The sequence below is a fragment of the Domibacillus aminovorans genome (assembly GCF_001643235.1).
Lineage (GTDB): Bacteria > Bacillota > Bacilli > Bacillales > Domibacillaceae > Domibacillus > Domibacillus aminovorans.
The window spans coordinates 64,196-80,700 of sequence record NZ_LQWY01000073.1; the positions used below are offsets into that span (position 1 = coordinate 64,196).

Sequence of the window (16,505 nt, forward strand, 5' to 3'; positions counted from 1 at the left end):
GAGGATACTTATGCATAAATTTGAAGAAAAAACGATTAAAACAAACCCCATTTACAGAGGAAAAGTGATCAGCCTGCAAGTCGATGATGTATTATTACCAGACGGAACAGAAGCGAAGCGGGAACTCATTAAACATCCGGGTGCCGTCTGTGTGATCGCCTTAACAGATGACAAAAAAATCATTCTCGTTGAGCAGTATCGCAAAGCACTTGAACGACCGCTTGTTGAAGTGCCAGCAGGGAAATTGGAGCCGGGTGAAGTTCCGGAATTGTCAGCAAAACGAGAGCTTGAAGAAGAAACGGGCTATCGTCCCGGTCGCATCACACACGTGCAGTCATTTTACACATCGCCAGGATTTGCAGACGAAATTGTTCATGTGTTTCTCGCGGAAGACCTTGTAAAAGTAGAAGATGGACTCACTGTAGACGATGATGAATTTGTCGAATTAATGGAAGTGACGATTGAAGAAGCAGAGCAGCTGTTAAAAGAAGACCGTATTTATGATGCGAAAACGATGTGGGCTCTGCAGTATGTCCGATTAAACGATCTGGTATAATTGGTTTCCTCCCCTCATATAGTGGGCAAAAGAGAGGGGAGGCCTTCATTTATGTGGACTGCCATCAATCATCACATTCAAAAACGGGCAGCACTTTATCTTTTTACAGCGGTACTTCTCATGACAGGGACCGTATTTGGTGCCCTGATGGTGAATAGCATGATGCCGCTTCAAAAGTCAGAGCTTTATTCATACGTAAAAGAATTTTTTACACAAGCATCTTCCGGCAGTGTTGCGAATCCTATTGATTTATTCTGGGAAAGTGTAATTCATAACATAAAATTTACGGGTGCAATGTGGGTCGCAGGCATATCGGTAATTGGTTTGCCGCTTATTTTTATTTTGCTATTTTTAAAAGGAGCTGTTACCGGTTTTTCCGTCGGTTTTCTTATTCAGCAAATGAAATGGGACGGGCTCTGGCTTGCCCTTTGTACCATTTTGCCCCAAAATATGATACTTATTCCTGCTTTTTTATTTACAGCCGTGATGTCGGCATCTTGCTCAATCCGTCTTCTACAAAAATTAACGGTGCGCCAAACTGTTCCGCTGCCTGTAGCGAAAAGTATGATGACGTATCTCGGATATGCAGGTGCCGTTACGGTGGCGATTCTTGTTGCAGCATTTATTGAAGCATTTGTGTCCAGCCAACTAATGAATGTTCTTATAAATAAATTCTTTTGATTCATAGCATCATTTTGTTATAATGAAAATTATATAGGCGAGGGAGGGGACAACAATGGAAAGCCGGATTGACCGTATTAAAAAACAGCTGCATGCAGCAAGCTACAAATTAACACCGCAGCGCGAAGCTACTGTGCGTGTTCTTCTTGAACATGAAGAGGATCATTTAAGCGCTGAAGACGTGTACCTCCTCGTTAAAGAAAAAGCGCCTGAAATTGGGTTGGCTACAGTCTACAGAACGCTTGAACTATTAAACGAACTCAAAGTAGTAGATAAAATAAACTTTGGAGATGGCGTCTCTCGCTATGACCTCAGACAAGAAGGCGCAGCACATTTCCATCATCATCTTGTTTGCATTGAATGCGGCGCAGTGGATGAAATTCAAGAAGACTTACTTGATGATGTGGAAGAAATTGTTGAAAGCAGATGGAATTTTCAAATTAAAGATCATCGCTTGACGTTTCATGGCATTTGCAGCAGATGCCACACGAAAGAAGATGATGAAAAAGAAGATCTTGAAAAACAGCATGTTGAATAAAACCTTTCGATTGAATTCGAAAGGTTTTTTATAATTAGGGGTGATGATATGAAAGAGCATATGAAAGACTTTCTTCATTTTTTAATTGTCGAGAAAGGGTTGGCGGACAATACAATTGCCGCGTACCGGCGCGATCTTGTTCACTACACGGACTATTTAGAAAAAGTTGAACAGCTAACGATAAACAATGTGAAGCGAGTACATATTTTACACTTCCTGGAGCAGTTAAAAGAGCAGGGGAAATCGTCAAAAACGATTGCCCGTCACATATCTACGATCCGTTCATGGCATCACTTTTTAATACAAGACCGCGTAACTGATCACGACCCGACCCATCATATTGAAACGCCAAAATCAGGCCGATCGCTTCCGAAAGTGCTTAGCATGGATGAAACAGAAGCACTTCTTTCAGCATCGGACGTATCGACACCGCTCGGCATGCGTGATAAAGCAATGATGGAACTCATGTATGCATCCGGTTTACGCGTCAGTGAATTAACATCATTAAATAAAGAAGATGTACATTTGATGATGGGATTTGTCCGCTGTACGGGAAAAGGAGATAAAGAGCGGATCGTTCCGACAGGACGCCATGCGCTTGAAGCAATGGAACGATATTTGCAACATGGGCGGCCAGAGCTTGTGTCGAAAAAACATAGTGACGATGCACTATTTTTAAATCATTATGGCAAGCGGCTGACGCGACAAGGGTTCTGGAAAATTATTAAAGCACTAGCGAAAAAAGCGACGATTGAAAAAGAGATGACGCCGCACACACTCAGACATTCATTTGCAACTCATCTTTTAGAGAATGGAGCAGATTTACGCGCTGTGCAGGAAATGCTTGGCCATGCAGACATTTCAACAACACAAATTTACACACATGTGACAAAAACAAGGTTAAAAGATGTCTATTCAAAGTTTCACCCGCGTGCCTGAATTCTTTCAGGCGCTTTTTGTAAATCTAAAACAGATCGATTATAATAACAAGGAGAAGTCAGACTTCTGACGATGAGCAGTTTAACCGGTGGAAGGGTAAAAAATAAAAACAACTATAAGGAAGGGGTATGATGAAAATGAAGAATCATCGATTTAATCGGATTCACTTAATTGTGCTTGATTCAGTAGGGATTGGAGAAGCGCCAGATGCAGCACAGTTCGGTGATGAAGGTGCTGACACACTTGGCCATATTGCAGAGCGAATGGGCGGATTAAACATGCCAAATATGGCATCACTCGGCCTGTCAAATATAAGAGAAATTAACGGAATTGCGAAAGCTTCGCCGCCGCTTGCTTTTTATACAAAAATGCAGGAAGCGTCAACAGGTAAAGATACGATGACGGGTCATTGGGAAATAATGGGTTTGAATATCCAGACGCCATTTCAAGTATTTCCAGATGGTTTTCCAGAATCATTAATTGAAGAACTTGAACAAAGGACAGGCCGGAAAGTGATCGGCAACAAGCCGGCGAGCGGAACGGAAATCCTTGATGAACTTGGCAAAGAACATGTAGAAACGGGTGCGCTTATTGTTTATACGTCAGCGGATTCCGTGCTGCAAATTGCTGCCCATGAAGATATCGTGCCAATTGATGAATTGTATCGCATTTGCGAAACGGCTCGTGAGATGACAAAAACGGGTGATTATATGGTCGGCCGTGTGATTGCCCGTCCATTTATTGGAGAACCGGGAAAATTTGAAAGGACCACTAATCGCCATGACTATGCGTTAAAACCATTTGGCCGTACCGTCATGAACGAATTAAAAGACGCGAATTTCGATGTCATTGCGGTCGGGAAAATTGCCGATATTTATGATGGAGAAGGCGTGACAGAAGCGATTCGGACGAAATCCAATATGGACGGAATGGACACGTTTATCGACGTCGCAAAAAAAGAATTTAACGGTTTGTCGTTTATAAATTTAGTTGATTTTGACGCACTTTTTGGCCATCGACGTGACCCGGAAGGCTACGGCAGGGCACTTGAAGAATTTGATGCACGTCTACCAGAATTGATGGATGTATTACATGAAGATGATTTGCTCATTTTAACAGCAGATCACGGGAATGATCCTGTACATGCCGGAACGGATCATACGCGCGAATACGTACCTTTGCTCGTTTATTCAAAGAAGTTCTCAATTGGAAGCCAATTAGCATTGCGTACAACATTTGCGGATATTGGCGCGTCTATTGCGGATAACTTTAATATCAAAATGCCTAAATACGGAAAAAGTTTTATGGAGGAATTACGATGAACTATACAGCTATTGAGGAAGCGGCGCAATATTTAACGGAGAAACTAGATAACAAACCGGAAATCGGCATGATTTTGGGTTCTGGTCTTGGTGTACTGGCAGATGAAGTAGAACAGGCTATGTCGATTCCATATGAAGAGATTCCTCATTTTCCGGTGTCAACGGTGGAAGGACATACAGGAGAGCTTGTCATTGGAACATTATCTGGTAAAACGGTAGCCGCAATGAAAGGACGCTTTCATTATTATGAAGGCTATTCATTTGAACAGGTCACATTCCCGGTACGCGTTATGAAAGAACTTGGCATTGAAACGATCATCGTCACAAATGCAGCGGGTGGTGTAAATGAATCATTTAAGCCAGGCGATTTAATGCTTATTGCGGATCATTTAAATTTAATGGGTGGCAATCCACTGATCGGTAAAAACGATCATCGTCTTGGCGTACGTTTTCCAGATATGTCTGAAGCATACAGCCGTGAACTGCGCAGCCTCGCCAAAGAAGCGGCAGCAAAAATAGGCATATCTGTTTGGGAAGGTGTGTATGCAGGGAATACAGGACCGGCGTATGAAACACCAGCAGAAGTTCGCATGGCACGCGTTCTTGGCGCAGATGCGGTCGGCATGTCAACGGTACCTGAAGTGATCGCTGCCCGTCATGGCGGGATGAAGGTTCTCGGTATTTCATGCATTTCCAATATGGCATCCGGCATTCTGAATCAACCGCTTACACATGACGAAGTAATCGAAACGACGGAAAAAGTGCGCGTTGACTTTTTAGATTATGTAAAAGAAATCGTCAAATTTCTATAAAAGGTGTGATTCCAATGAGAATGGTCGATATTATTTATAAAAAAAGAAACGGCAACGAATTAACAGAGGCAGAAATTCAATTTTTCATTGAAGGCTATACAAAAGGAGTTATTCCAGATTATCAAGCATCTGCGCTCATGATGGCGATTTATTTTCAAGGAATGCTCCCACGTGAAACAGCTCTATTAACGAAAGCAATGGTGGATTCGGGTGAATCGATCGATTTGTCAGCGATTGAAGGCTATAAAGTCGATAAGCACTCAACGGGCGGTGTAGGAGACAAAGTCACATTGATTGTCGGACCGCTCGTCGCATCAGCTGGCGTACCGGTCGCAAAAATGTCAGGTCGCGGACTCGGTCATACAGGCGGCACGCTCGACAAATTGGAGTCAATTGACGGCTTTAACATTGAAATGACAGAAGAACAGTTTATCGGCAATGTGAATAAGCATAAATTAGCCGTTACCGGACAGACTGGCAACCTAGCGCCTGCTGATAAAAAACTGTATGCACTACGCGACGTGACAGCGACAGTCGAATCGATTCCGCTTATTGCCGGTTCGATTATGAGTAAAAAACTAGCGTCAGGTGCAGACAGTATTGTGTTAGATGTAAAAACAGGTTCCGGGGCATTTATGAAAACGCTTGAAGATTCAGAAGCATTGGCGAAAGAAATGGTCGACATTGGTAACAACTTAGGAAAAACAACGGTTGCGGTCATTAGCGATATGAACCAGCCGCTTGGGTTTGAAGTCGGCAACGCGAATGAGATTAAAGAAGCAGTCGCCATTTTACAGGGAGCAAAAGTAAAGGATCTGCGGAGCTTGTCACTTGAAATTGCAACACACATGACCGTACTCGCCGGCGCATACAGCGATTATGACGAAGCATATGCAGCACTGGCACAAAATCTGGAAAACGGCAAAGCGTTTGAAGTGTTCCGTCAGTTTGTGATCGCACAGGGCGGCAATATTGCTATGATTGATGATCTGAACAAGCTTCCACAGGCTGCTCATCATATTCATGTTACATCGGACAAAGAAGGGTACGTAACTGAAATTGACGCCGAATCAATTGGTACCGCAGCCATGTATTTAGGAGCAGGACGTGCGACGAAAGAGGACAGTGTTAATCATGCAGTCGGTATTACATTAAACAAAAAAATCGGTGATATCGTGAAAAAAGGGGATGTCCTCGTCACGCTGCATGCCGATACAGCGACACCGGATAATTCGATTCAAAAAGTCAAAGAAGCATACTGTTTTAAGGAAGGACATGTAGAACGGCCAACATTAATATACAAAGTGATTCGGGGCTGACATTCGTCAGTCTCTTTTTTTATGTCGAAAATTAAGGTGTTTTTCCTACTTTTGTAAAGGAGAAGGATAAAAGGGAAGAAAAATCGAAATGGAACGTATCAGCATGAAAAGGAGGAATGCAACGTGGTAACGATGACGGCAGAAGTAACGGGGAAAGTTTTATGTATCCGGCTTGGGGGAGAATTGGATCACTATTATGCGGAGCAAGTAAAAGAGTTCGTTGTGTCGGAAATGGAGACGCACCAAACGCAGCATTTAATCTGGAATTTAGCAGGACTCAATTTTATGGACAGCTCTGGACTTGGTGTCATTCTTGGCCGTTATCGTCAGGTGAACGAAATGGGCGGCAATGTGACGGTATGTGGATTGTCTACGCAAGTAAAGCGGCTTTTTCAGTTGTCAGGCTTATTTAAAATTATGTATGTAGAGTCAACTGAGCAAGATGCATTGCGCAGATTGGGGGAAGAACCATGCAAAACGTTATGAATTTGTCCTTTAACGCACTCGGTGAAAATGAAGGATTTGCCCGTGTAGCTGTTGCGGCATTTGCAGCAAAATTAAATCCGACAATGGACGATCTTGCAGAATTAAAAACGGCAGTGTCAGAAGCGGTAACGAACGCGATTATTCATGGTTATGACAGCAATCCTGGAGGTATCGTCTACATTACTGCTACGATCGATGATGGTGAAATTGATGTTATAGTCCGTGATGAAGGGCGTGGCATTCATAACATAGAAGAAGCGAAAGAGCCATTGTTTACAACGAAACCGGAAATGGAACGAGCCGGTATGGGCTTTACGATTATGGAGCATTTTACTGATATGCTTAATGTGGAATCAAGCACCTCGACAGGTACAATTGTCCGGTTTAAAAAACGGCTTGCCGGAAAGCGTGTCCGTTGTGTGTAACGGAGCGTCCGTCGTATGAAACAAGCTGTTCAGCTGTCTGATAATGAAGTGAAATCGCTCATTGCAAAAAGTCAGTCTGGGGACACACAAGCGAGAAACAAGCTCGTTGAATGGAATACAAGACTCGTTTGGTCAGTAGTACAGCGCTTTTTAAACAGGGGGTATGAAGCGGACGACTTATTTCAAATTGGCTGCATCGGTTTGTTAAAGTGCATTGATAAATTTGATCTCTCATACAATGTAAAGTTTTCCACTTACGCGGTGCCGATGATCATTGGAGAAATTCAACGTTTTTTACGCGACGATGGGGAAGTAAAAGTAAGCAGACGGTTAAAAGAAACGGCGGGGAAAATAAGACGTGAACGTGAAGAGTTTACCGGCCAATTTGGACGCCCACCGACCATTTCAGAGCTGGCAGAACGGCTTGATATTTCAGTAGAAGAAGCTTTAATGGCACAGGAATCAGCTCGAAAGCCCGCGTCGATTCACGAAACGGTGTATGAAAATGAAGGAGAACCGATTACACTGCTCGATCAGCTGGCTGCACCGGATGTGCAATGGTTTGATACGCTCGTTTTAAAAGAAGCGGTGGAAAAATTAAATGAGCGGGAACGGCTTATTATTTATTTGCGCTATTACAAAGACTGTACACAGGCGGAAACAGCCGCACGCATAGGTATTTCACAAGTACAAGTGTCGAGGCTGGAAAAGCAGATTATTCGCAGTATGCGTAATGACATGAATAAAAAGTAAGGAGCACGGGGAAACTCCGTATAAAGCGGAGGTGCTAGATGTGGATGAAACGATATATATTAGCTTAAAACGCCACATTCGTCTCGATCAGCGGTGCATTTCTTTTTTTGATGTGGCAGATGTGCAGGCGAACGAATATATGCTCCCTGTGCTTGAAAAGATTGTTGTGAAAAAGGTGTCTCCTTCAGCGGGAAACATTGTTGTTGTGACGATTCTAGACGTCATTGATGCGATGAAAGAAGCGTTGCCGGACGCCAAAGCGGTTATTGCGGGTGATACAGAAGCAATTGTCAGTCTGCAAAGTGCTGAGGTGCCATCTCCACTTTGGAAAGTGATATTTGTTTGGATTTTGCTATTTACTGGTGCGGCACTGACGATCATGAATTTTCATGAAGATGTGTCGATGCAAAAAGTGCATATCATGCTGTATGAAATCATTACCGGAACGAAAGTTGAAAAACCATTAATGTTGCAAATACCTTATTCAATCGGTCTTGGTCTCGGCATGATCCTCTTCTTTAACCGGCTTTGGCAAAAACGGTTGAATGAGGAGCCGGGGCCTCTTGACCTGGAAATGTTTAAATACGAAGAGGATATCAATGGGTATCTCGCAGCGAATGAAAAGGAACAGAAATAAAATGGAAACCCCATTTCTTCTTTTTTTAGGACTAGCAGGGGGACTTGCAACTGGTGCCGGCTATGTCGCGTTCATTACAGTACTTGGCGTCGTTCCACGTCTTATGTCTGCAACGAAAACAAAACCATTTATTCATGTATATGAACTGGCGCTCGTTTTGGGTGTTCTTGTGGGAACGTGTCTGCATATCTTTTCCGTGCAGTTATCGTTCCCTGCTTTTACGACCGCATTTATTGGTTTATTTAGCGGTTTATTCATTGGAATGGCCGCGGCTGCTTTAACGGAAGTATTAAACGTGTTTCCGATACTAGCCCGCAGAATCGGTGTATTTGCGAAAGTCAATCACTTAATGATGGCTGTGGCGATTGGGAAAACAGTCGGTTCGCTTATTCAATGGATCTTTTTTTCGCCGCTTTGAAAGGAGGCTGTATGATGACCATTTATCCGAATGAGATCGATACATATTTAGAAAAAGAAGCAGGGCTCAGCAAAAGTTTTGATGTTGGTGTCAGAAAACTGATCATTGCCGATGAGCCGCTCCATCTTTATTTTGTTAATGGGTTATGTGAATCACGATTTATTATTGAATTGATCGAGTCTCTTCTGGCGATTGAGAAAAAACGAAAAGAAACAACAGCAGAACTTGTGAAAAATCATCTTGTCAATCAATCGGTTGAAGAAGTGACCGACCAAACGAAGCTGCCGCTTTTTTTATTGTCCGGTCTCATTGTGATTGCAGTACCAGACGGGTTATTTGCGGTAGATGTGCGCAGTTATCCAGGGCGTCAGCCGGAAGAGCCGGATACGGAAAAAGTGGTGCGAGGCTCGCGCGACGGCTATGTGGAAAACATTATTGTGAACACGGCACTCACGAGACGGAGAATTCGAAACGGCCAACTGCGCTTTGAAATGATGAAAGCAGGTACCGTGTCTCAAATAGATGTCGCTGTTGGTTATATGGAAGGCACTGCGAATCCAGAGCTTGTGAAAAAGATAAAAACAGAAATCGAAAAAATTGATGTTGACGGTGTTCCAATGGCGGACAAAACGATTGAGGAATTCCTTGTCAAGCAGCGCTATAATCCGTTTCCACTCGTTCGTTATACAGAACGGCCCGATATAGGTGCAGCCCATTTACTGGAAGGACATGTGCTTTTGTTCACTGACACATCGCCAGCTGTTATGATCATGCCCGCTACTTACTTGCAGCATTTACAGCATGCAGAAGAGTATAGAGAGCTTCCAGCAGCTGGTACTTTTATTCGAATGCTTCGTTTTATCGGTGTTTGGCTGTCTCTTTTTTTATTACCACTATGGTTCTTATTTGCGGAGCATCCAGACATGCTGCCGAAAGCACTCTCATTTATCGGACCGAATGAAAAAACAAACATTCCACTTGCTGTGCAAATTTTAATTGCCGATGTGGGTATTGAGTGGCTTCGCATTGCGGCGATCCATACGCCGCAGCCGCTTTCGACCGCGATGGGACTTGTTGCTGCCGTCATGATTGGCCAAATCGCGATCGACACCGGTCTTTTTGTCCCGGAAGTCATTTTGTATACGGCGCTTGCCGCCATAGGTACATTTTCAACACCAAGTTATGAACTAGGGATTGCGAATAAAATGGCACGAGTCTTTTTAATTCTCGCGGTTGTTTTTTTCGGGCCGGCCGGATTTGTGATCGGCACTACACTCATATTGTTGTTTCTCGTCCGTTTGAAGCCGTTCGGAACGCCTTATTTATGGCCGCTTATCCCGTTCGACGCTAAGTCCTTAGGGACGATATTGATTCGCAAACAGGCACCGGAACAATCAGGAATACCGGAAATTAACCGGGCACCTTCTGATTGACCGGTGTTTTCTTCGTGTATTGAGAAGGCAGTCAATGTATGGTATAGTACTTTTATTCTGATGCTGAGTCTTAGCATAATGTTAAAAGATCGGGGCGATATGATTATGCATACATATGGAACGGCGGCCGTCAACACGCGCGGCCATTTAGAAATTGGGGGCGTCGATGTTGTTGAACTGGCGGCACAATACGGAACACCGCTTTATTTATACGATGTGGCGCTCATTCGTGAACGTGCAAGAGGATTTAAGCAAACATTTGATAAAATGGGTATTACAGCGCAAGTAGCGTATGCAAGTAAAGCGTTTGCTTCTGTTGCGATGATGCAGCTGGCCGAGCAGGAAGAGCTGTCGCTTGATGTCGTATCCGGTGGGGAACTGTATACCGCTCAAAAAGCTGGATTTCCGGCAGAACGTATTCACTTTCACGGAAATAATAAAAGCCGCGAAGAATTAGAAATGGCGTTCGATGCTAATATCGGTTGTATTGTCGCCGATAACTTTTACGAACTGGCATTAATTGATGAAATTAGTCAGTCACGCAAACAAAAAATGAGCATTTTGTTGCGTATTACGCCAGGTATTGAAGCGCACACACATGATTACATTTTAACTGGACAGGAAGATTCAAAGTTCGGTTTTGATTTAAACAACGGGCAGGCAGAAGAAGCACTTGTGATGGCCGTGGAGAAACCGTTCATCAACGTGCTCGGCTTACATTGTCACATCGGTTCACAAATTTTTGAAACGACAGGCTTTACACTGGCAGCGGAAAAAATTATCGGGAAATTGGCAGATTGGAAAGAACGTCTCGCATTTGAATCGACGGTTTTAAATCTTGGCGGTGGCTTTGGCATTCGATACACGGCAGAAGATGATCCGCTTGAGCCTGCTGCGTATGTGGAAGAAATTATTCGTAAAGTTCAGGAAGAAACGAAGCGGTTTGGCATGACCATGCCGGAAATCTGGATTGAACCGGGCCGTTCACTTGTCGGGGATGCTGGTGTTACCATTTATGAAACAGGTTCGGTGAAAGATGTGCCGAATGTACGCAAATACATAGCGATAGATGGCGGCATGAGCGACAATATCCGTCCGGCTTTATATGAGGCAAAATATGAAGCGGTCCTTGCTAACCGAGTAAACGATCCGATAGAGGAAATTGTATCCATCGCCGGGAAATGTTGTGAGTCAGGTGATATGCTTATTTGGGACTTGCCGCTTCCAAAAGCAGCAGCAGGTGACTTATTAGCTGTGTTCTGTACAGGCGCATACGGCTATTCAATGGCGAATAACTATAACCGTATCCCCCGTCCGCCTGTTGTATTTGTCGAAAATGGTGAAGCGAAGATCGTTATTCGCCGTGAAACATACGAGGATCTGATTAAACTGGACTTGCCGCTTCAATTGCCACAGATGAGTTGAAGGGATGGTACAGTGATGAAAAGTAATGTGATTTTGCTTATTTTGCTAATGTTGATGGCGCTCGGTTGGGGCGTATATTACTGGGCTTTTATTGTGAATTAAAGGAACTACCTTGCGAACGTAAGACCGTTTTAGTAATATAATAGGAGTGACGAAATCATGCAGGTAAATCCTGCTAATTGAAGAGGGATTTTATATGCTGATTCGATATAAAAAGTCGTTTAAGAAGATTGCGATGGGACTGCTTTCGTATATGCCGCGGGAAAAAGAATTGAAAACGCTCAAGGAAACGATGGAGTGTTACGAATCAAATGATGACTGGCAGTTGTATTTATGGAAAGTGGATGAAGACATTGTGGGCGTTGTTGGCGTCGTAATCGAGCAAAAAAAAGTAGAGATTTTACACATTGCGGTCAATCCGTCTTACCGCGATGAAGGAATTGGAACAAAAATGATCGGTGAAGTTAAAAAAGCGCATCCGGATTTAAACGTAGTACCGGGCGAAATGATAAGCCGTTTTTACGAAAAGTGCACAAAAGAAGCCGGTAAAGGCAGCCGTTTATAACGGCGCCTTCCCGGCTTTTTTTAATTGGATCGCAAGCTTACGTGCTTGGATGACATCAGATCGGTCGCGAAGCTTATGTTTTTCAGATAAAAACTGTTCATTTAGCTCCGGTTGAAACGTTTGGGTGAATTGGTCAAGTTCATCAGTTAACAGCCCATCTATAATCGGAATCGGCAGCGGTGAAAAAGGCATGCCGTTTTGAAGGCGATTAAGCGATTTTTGAATCACTGCTGTAAAACGATCGGCATCGATGCCGAGACGGGTAAGTTCATGCTGTCTTTTTGAAAAACAATCTATCGCTTTTTCCGCCATTCGCTTGGCTCCATTTACGTTACCGCGACGGTAATGGTAAAGATAGACAGCCGATTGAATTAAACCTACCCAGACGGAATCACGTGCACCGTCTGTTTCTTTCCAATGTTCTTCGAGCAGTTCATGACATTCAAAGTAATCACGGTCAATATGAAAATGTGCCAAAAAAGCAAGATACGGCACAGGATATGTGTACATTGTTTTCCCCCAGTCAACTAGTCGGATTTAATTTAGTTTAGCACGGTTCATTCACATCCTCAACTAGAAAATGTCGAAAGTGAATGTGAAATATACTATACTTTAGTTTATGCAAAAAAGGTACCGGGAAACAGGAGATAGGAAATGGAATATAAAGTAAAGATTGATTCCTTTGAAGGACCACTTGATCTGCTTCTTCATTTAATCAACAAATTAGAAATTGATATATACGATATCCCAGCTGCAGAAATTACAAATCAATATTTATTATATGTCAACACGATGCAGGAGCTTGAACTTGATATAGCGAGTGAGTACCTCGTCATGGCAGCGACGCTTATTGCGATGAAAAGCCGTTCACTTTTGCCGGATCATTCTTCAACAGACGATGAATATGACGAAGAGGAAGATACGGGTGATGAATTGATGCACCGTCTTATTGAATACAAAAAGTATAAAGAAGCGGCTGTTAAACTGCAGGAATTGGAAAAAGAGCGGACAAAATTATTTTCTCGTTCGCCGGCTGATGCACTGTTTGCTCCGGTCAAAGAAGGTCCACTTAATGTGACGATTTACGATATGCTCGGTGCTTTTCAAAAAATGACACGCCGCAAGAAACTTTCTGTACCGAGACAGGCGACTGTCAGACGGGAAGAAATGTCTGTAGAGATCCGAATGAAGATGCTGATGAAAACATTGCATGATGCGAAGGTACCGGTTCTTTTTGAAGACTTGTTTCAGTCGCATGAGCGGGAGGAGCTCGTTGTCAGTTTTTTAGCCATTCTTGAGTTAATGAAACAAAATGAAATTACCGTTATGCAAAAAGGAAGTTTTGCTCAATTGTATGTGGTGTCTGGAGGAACAACGAATGACAAATGAAAGTATTATTGAGAGCCTTTTGTTCGCTGCTGGAGATGAAGGGCTGTCAGCAGAACAAATGGCTGATGTACTAGATGTGGATGTGCAAACTGTTCAGCATGTGATCGAGCGGATGGCTGAGGCGTTCTTACACGATGACATGCGGGGTGTAACGATCACAACGTACGGTGAGGAATACAGATTAATGACGAAAAAGGAAAATGCTCCGTTTATTCAGGCGCTGGCTGAAAAACCGTCGCCGAAAACATTGTCGCAGGCCGCACTCGAAACGCTGGCGATTATTGCATACAATCAGCCAGTGACACGCATCGAGGTGGAAGATATACGCGGAGTGAAAACGGAACGACCGATTGCGACGCTCGCTGCCCGTGGATTAATTGAAGAAGCGGGTCGTGCGGAAGGAGCTGGCAGGCCCATTTTATATAAGACAACGACTGAATTTCTCGATGCCTTTCAATTAAAAAACCTCGATGAACTCCCGCCACTGTCAGAAGGAGAAGTCCAGGTTCAACAGGAAGCAGATTTATTTTTCGGCCGATTTGAAGAAGCGATGGGCGAAACGACAGAAGAATAATCATGAACGCGTCTCTTTTTTCATACAGTAGTGGAAAAAGGGAGGAGCGGACAAATGAAAAAAAAGCTGTTGGTGATCGTCGCATCCATTCTTTTCTGCATCGCCGCTGTTCCATCTAAAGCCGATGCCGAACCGTCTGTTTCAGCGCGGAACGCTGTATTGATGGATATGGACAGTGGTCGTGTGCTCACGTCGAAGTCTGCACATGAACGGCGGTCCATTGCAAGTATTACGAAAATCATGACCGCACTTCTCGCAATCGAGTCCGGCCGTATGAACGAAAAAGTAAAATTCAGTGACCGGGCACTGCAAGTGGAAGGATCGAGTTTGTATTTGGAAAAAGGTCAGTCGCTTACGCTTGAAGAACTCGTATATGGTTTAATGCTGCGCTCTGGAAATGATGCTGCACTTGCGATCAGTGAATTTGTCGGTGGCAGTACGCCTAAGTTTGTTGCGATGATGAATGAAAAAGCAAAACAGATTGGCATGAAAAATACCGTTTTTATGAACCCGCACGGTCTCGATGATCCGCGTCATCAGTCCACTGCCTATGATATGGCATTGCTGACGGCAAAAGCGATGGAAAGCCCTGAATACCGCAAAATTGTTGGAACCGCTTTGTATAAAACGAAAAGCAGCCCGGTGCGCGTCTGGGAAAATAAACATCGTCTTGTCAGAGATGGTGGGATGATCACTGGAGGCAAAACAGGCTACACGAAAAAGACAGGCCGTACACTTGTCACAACCGCGAAGAAAAACGGCCTTCACCTTGTTGCTGTAACACTTGATGCACCAGATGACTGGCGTGATCATCAAGCGCTTTTTGATGAAGGTTTTACAGAATATAAACGGATTACTGTCGTGGAAAAAGAACGATTTACTGTGCCGGGTGAACATGACTTTTTTTATGCGAAAAAAACAGTGCGTTTTCCGTTAACAGATAAAGAGAAAAAGACCGCTTATGTACGCATCGTGTTGGAACAGAAAAAGAAAGATGGCAGGGCGGAACTTTGGATTGGCAAAAAAAAACAGCTTGAAGTCCCCATTTACCGGTCTGAAAACTCTAACCAGGACGCATCATTATGGACGAAATTGAAGGAGGCGATCCGTTAATGGTTAGTGCAGCCTTTGCTTTTTTACTATTATCAGGCTTTGTTTTTGCAGCAGTTAACGGCACGATGGCAGATGTAAATACAGCGCTTTTTCAATCGATGGAGCAATCGATTCAACTCGCTCTATCGCTTGCTGGCGTCATTTTATTTTGGACAGGCGTCATGAAAACAGCTGAAGCAGCAGGGCTTGTCCGCTCTCTTGCTACCATTGTTCAGCCCATCCTTCGCCGTCTGTTTCCAGACATTCCGAACAGTCATCCTGTGTTTGGTCTGATCGCCTCTAATATGGCGGCGAATTTTTTTGGGCTAGGCAACGCGGCGACACCGATTGGCCTCAGAGCGATGCGAGAGCTGCGTCAATTAAACGGAGATAAAGACTCAGCCAGCCGTTCTATGATCACGTTTCTCGCATTAAATACAGCGGGTGTTACGCTCATTCCGACGACGGTCATTGCCATTGGTTTGAAGCATGGCGCAACGAATCCGGCTGATATTATTTTGCCAGCTTTTCTGGCGACCTTTATATCTGCCTGCTTTGCGATTGTGATCGATCGACACTATGCCCGTAAGAGGAGCGGATAATGGCCGTCTGGCTTATTCCGGGAATCATTGCTTTTGTTATTGCGGCAGGGGTGTACCGGAAAGTGAACATTTATGACACATTAACAGATGGTGCAAAAGAAGGACTGCATACATGGATAGCGATTGTGCCGCAATTAGTCATCATGATGGCAGCAGTCGCCGTGTTTCGTGCGTCCGGTGCCGCCGCATGGCTAGCTAGTCTCTTTGCGCCGATTACATCACTATTTGGCATCCCCCCTGAAGTCGTACCACTGGCTATTATTCGACCGATTTCCGGATCCGCTACACTGGCCATGCTTGATCAGATTATGCGTGAATTCGGTGCGGATTCATATATTGCAAAACTTGCGGCTGTTATGCAGGGAAGTACCGATACAACGTTGTACGTGCTGGCTATTTACTTTGGCGCAGCCGGTATAAAAAAAACGGGCGATGCGCTGAAAATCGGGCTGCTCGCAGATGCTGCTGCGTTTATATCGGCTGTTTTTGCCGTCACCTGGCTTTTGTAGCCAGGTCTTTTTTTATTCTGTTTTCTTTCT

21 protein-coding genes are annotated in these 16,505 nt (G+C 43.9%); 20 read left to right on the forward strand and 1 reads right to left on the reverse strand.

Going from position 1 to position 16,505, the window contains the following annotated elements:
• Nucleotides 1-10: 10 nt before the first annotated feature.
• The 15 genes from AWH49_RS18195 (at nucleotide 11) to AWH49_RS18265 (ending at nucleotide 12,309) form a co-directional block, all read left to right on the forward strand.
• Nucleotides 11-556: an NUDIX hydrolase gene (locus AWH49_RS18195; RefSeq protein WP_063966862.1), complete on the forward strand. Its 546-nt coding sequence runs from the start codon at nucleotides 11-13 to the stop codon at nucleotides 554-556.
• A gap of 51 nt (nucleotides 557-607) precedes the next feature.
• Nucleotides 608-1,237: a stage II sporulation protein M gene (gene spoIIM, locus AWH49_RS18200; RefSeq protein WP_063966863.1), complete on the forward strand. Its 630-nt coding sequence runs from the start codon at nucleotides 608-610 to the stop codon at nucleotides 1,235-1,237.
• Between the two features lie 55 nt (nucleotides 1,238-1,292).
• Complete coding sequence (gene fur / locus AWH49_RS18205) at nucleotides 1,293-1,775, forward strand: ferric iron uptake transcriptional regulator (protein ID WP_018393842.1); 483 nt, start codon at nucleotides 1,293-1,295, stop codon at nucleotides 1,773-1,775.
• Nucleotides 1,776-1,823: 48 nt separating this feature from the next.
• A complete protein-coding gene (gene xerD / locus AWH49_RS18210) occupies nucleotides 1,824-2,714 on the forward strand; it encodes a site-specific tyrosine recombinase XerD (protein WP_063966864.1) in 891 nt (296 codons plus the stop codon).
• A gap of 128 nt (nucleotides 2,715-2,842) precedes the next feature.
• A complete protein-coding gene (gene deoB, locus AWH49_RS18215) occupies nucleotides 2,843-4,036 on the forward strand; it encodes a phosphopentomutase (protein ID WP_211268419.1) in 1,194 nt (397 codons plus the stop codon).
• Nucleotides 4,033-4,848, forward strand: a complete 816-nt coding sequence (locus AWH49_RS18220) for a purine-nucleoside phosphorylase (protein WP_034286022.1) — start codon at nucleotides 4,033-4,035, stop codon at nucleotides 4,846-4,848. The genes deoB and AWH49_RS18220 overlap by 4 nt, the downstream gene beginning before the upstream one ends.
• 14 nt (nucleotides 4,849-4,862) lie before the next feature.
• Nucleotides 4,863-6,167 (forward strand): pyrimidine-nucleoside phosphorylase, encoded by a 1,305-nt coding sequence (locus AWH49_RS18225; RefSeq protein ID WP_063966865.1) that lies wholly within the window; start codon nucleotides 4,863-4,865, stop codon nucleotides 6,165-6,167.
• A 132-nt stretch (nucleotides 6,168-6,299) separates the two neighbouring features.
• Entirely contained in the window at nucleotides 6,300-6,653 is a 354-nt protein-coding gene (spoIIAA, locus tag AWH49_RS18230; RefSeq protein ID WP_034286760.1) for an anti-sigma F factor antagonist, read from the forward strand.
• Nucleotides 6,638-7,078, forward strand: coding sequence for an anti-sigma F factor (gene spoIIAB / locus AWH49_RS18235; RefSeq protein WP_034286017.1), 441 nt, complete (start codon nucleotides 6,638-6,640; stop codon nucleotides 7,076-7,078). The genes spoIIAA and spoIIAB overlap by 16 nt, the downstream gene beginning before the upstream one ends.
• A 15-nt stretch (nucleotides 7,079-7,093) precedes the next feature.
• Nucleotides 7,094-7,831: an RNA polymerase sporulation sigma factor SigF gene (gene sigF / locus AWH49_RS18240; protein WP_034286016.1), complete on the forward strand. Its 738-nt coding sequence runs from the start codon at nucleotides 7,094-7,096 to the stop codon at nucleotides 7,829-7,831.
• Nucleotides 7,832-7,871: 40 nt separating this feature from the next.
• Nucleotides 7,872-8,468: a stage V sporulation protein AA gene (locus AWH49_RS20475; RefSeq protein ID WP_063966866.1), complete on the forward strand. Its 597-nt coding sequence runs from the start codon at nucleotides 7,872-7,874 to the stop codon at nucleotides 8,466-8,468.
• Nucleotide 8,469: 1 nt separating this feature from the next.
• Entirely contained in the window at nucleotides 8,470-8,886 is a 417-nt protein-coding gene (locus tag AWH49_RS18250) for a stage V sporulation protein AB (protein ID WP_018393833.1), read from the forward strand.
• Nucleotides 8,887-8,900: 14 nt separating this feature from the next.
• The gene (locus tag AWH49_RS18255) at nucleotides 8,901-10,319 is read left to right on the forward strand and encodes a spore germination protein (RefSeq protein WP_063966867.1); all 1,419 of its coding nucleotides are present in this window, start codon (nucleotides 8,901-8,903) and stop codon (nucleotides 10,317-10,319) included.
• A 105-nt stretch (nucleotides 10,320-10,424) separates the two neighbouring features.
• On the forward strand, nucleotides 10,425-11,744 hold the full coding sequence (lysA, locus tag AWH49_RS18260) for a diaminopimelate decarboxylase (protein ID WP_063966918.1): 1,320 nt from the start codon (nucleotides 10,425-10,427) through the stop codon (nucleotides 11,742-11,744).
• Between the two features lie 196 nt (nucleotides 11,745-11,940).
• Nucleotides 11,941-12,309 carry a GNAT family N-acetyltransferase gene (locus AWH49_RS18265; RefSeq protein ID WP_063966868.1) on the forward strand — a complete coding sequence of 123 codons (369 nt, stop codon included), beginning with the start codon at nucleotides 11,941-11,943 and terminating at the stop codon, nucleotides 12,307-12,309.
• Here AWH49_RS18265 and AWH49_RS18270 read toward each other — a convergent pair.
• Complete coding sequence (locus AWH49_RS18270) at nucleotides 12,304-12,819, reverse strand: DUF309 domain-containing protein (RefSeq protein ID WP_063966869.1); 516 nt, start codon at nucleotides 12,817-12,819, stop codon at nucleotides 12,304-12,306. The two genes, AWH49_RS18265 and AWH49_RS18270, sit on opposite strands and share 6 nt — an antisense overlap.
• Nucleotides 12,820-12,963: 144 nt before the next feature.
• Here AWH49_RS18270 and AWH49_RS18275 point away from each other — a divergent pair, with 144 nt between their 5' ends.
• The 5 genes from AWH49_RS18275 to AWH49_RS18295 are packed head-to-tail and all read left to right on the forward strand — an operon-like array spanning nucleotide 12,964 to nucleotide 16,475.
• Nucleotides 12,964-13,698 (forward strand): segregation/condensation protein A, encoded by a 735-nt coding sequence (locus tag AWH49_RS18275; RefSeq protein WP_034286005.1) that lies wholly within the window; start codon nucleotides 12,964-12,966, stop codon nucleotides 13,696-13,698.
• Nucleotides 13,688-14,272 carry an SMC-Scp complex subunit ScpB gene (gene scpB, locus AWH49_RS18280; RefSeq protein WP_018393827.1) on the forward strand — a complete coding sequence of 195 codons (585 nt, stop codon included), beginning with the start codon at nucleotides 13,688-13,690 and terminating at the stop codon, nucleotides 14,270-14,272. Before AWH49_RS18275 ends, scpB begins: the two co-directional genes overlap by 11 nt.
• Nucleotides 14,273-14,326: 54 nt before the next feature.
• Nucleotides 14,327-15,385 (forward strand): D-alanyl-D-alanine carboxypeptidase family protein, encoded by a 1,059-nt coding sequence (locus AWH49_RS18285; RefSeq protein ID WP_063966870.1) that lies wholly within the window; start codon nucleotides 14,327-14,329, stop codon nucleotides 15,383-15,385.
• On the forward strand, nucleotides 15,385-15,966 hold the full coding sequence (locus tag AWH49_RS18290; RefSeq protein ID WP_034286001.1) for a nucleoside recognition domain-containing protein: 582 nt from the start codon (nucleotides 15,385-15,387) through the stop codon (nucleotides 15,964-15,966). The genes AWH49_RS18285 and AWH49_RS18290 overlap by 1 nt, the downstream gene beginning before the upstream one ends.
• The gene (locus AWH49_RS18295) at nucleotides 15,966-16,475 is read left to right on the forward strand and encodes a spore maturation protein (RefSeq protein ID WP_018393824.1); all 510 of its coding nucleotides are present in this window, start codon (nucleotides 15,966-15,968) and stop codon (nucleotides 16,473-16,475) included. The genes AWH49_RS18290 and AWH49_RS18295 overlap by 1 nt, the downstream gene beginning before the upstream one ends.
• Nucleotides 16,476-16,505 lie beyond the last annotated feature (30 nt).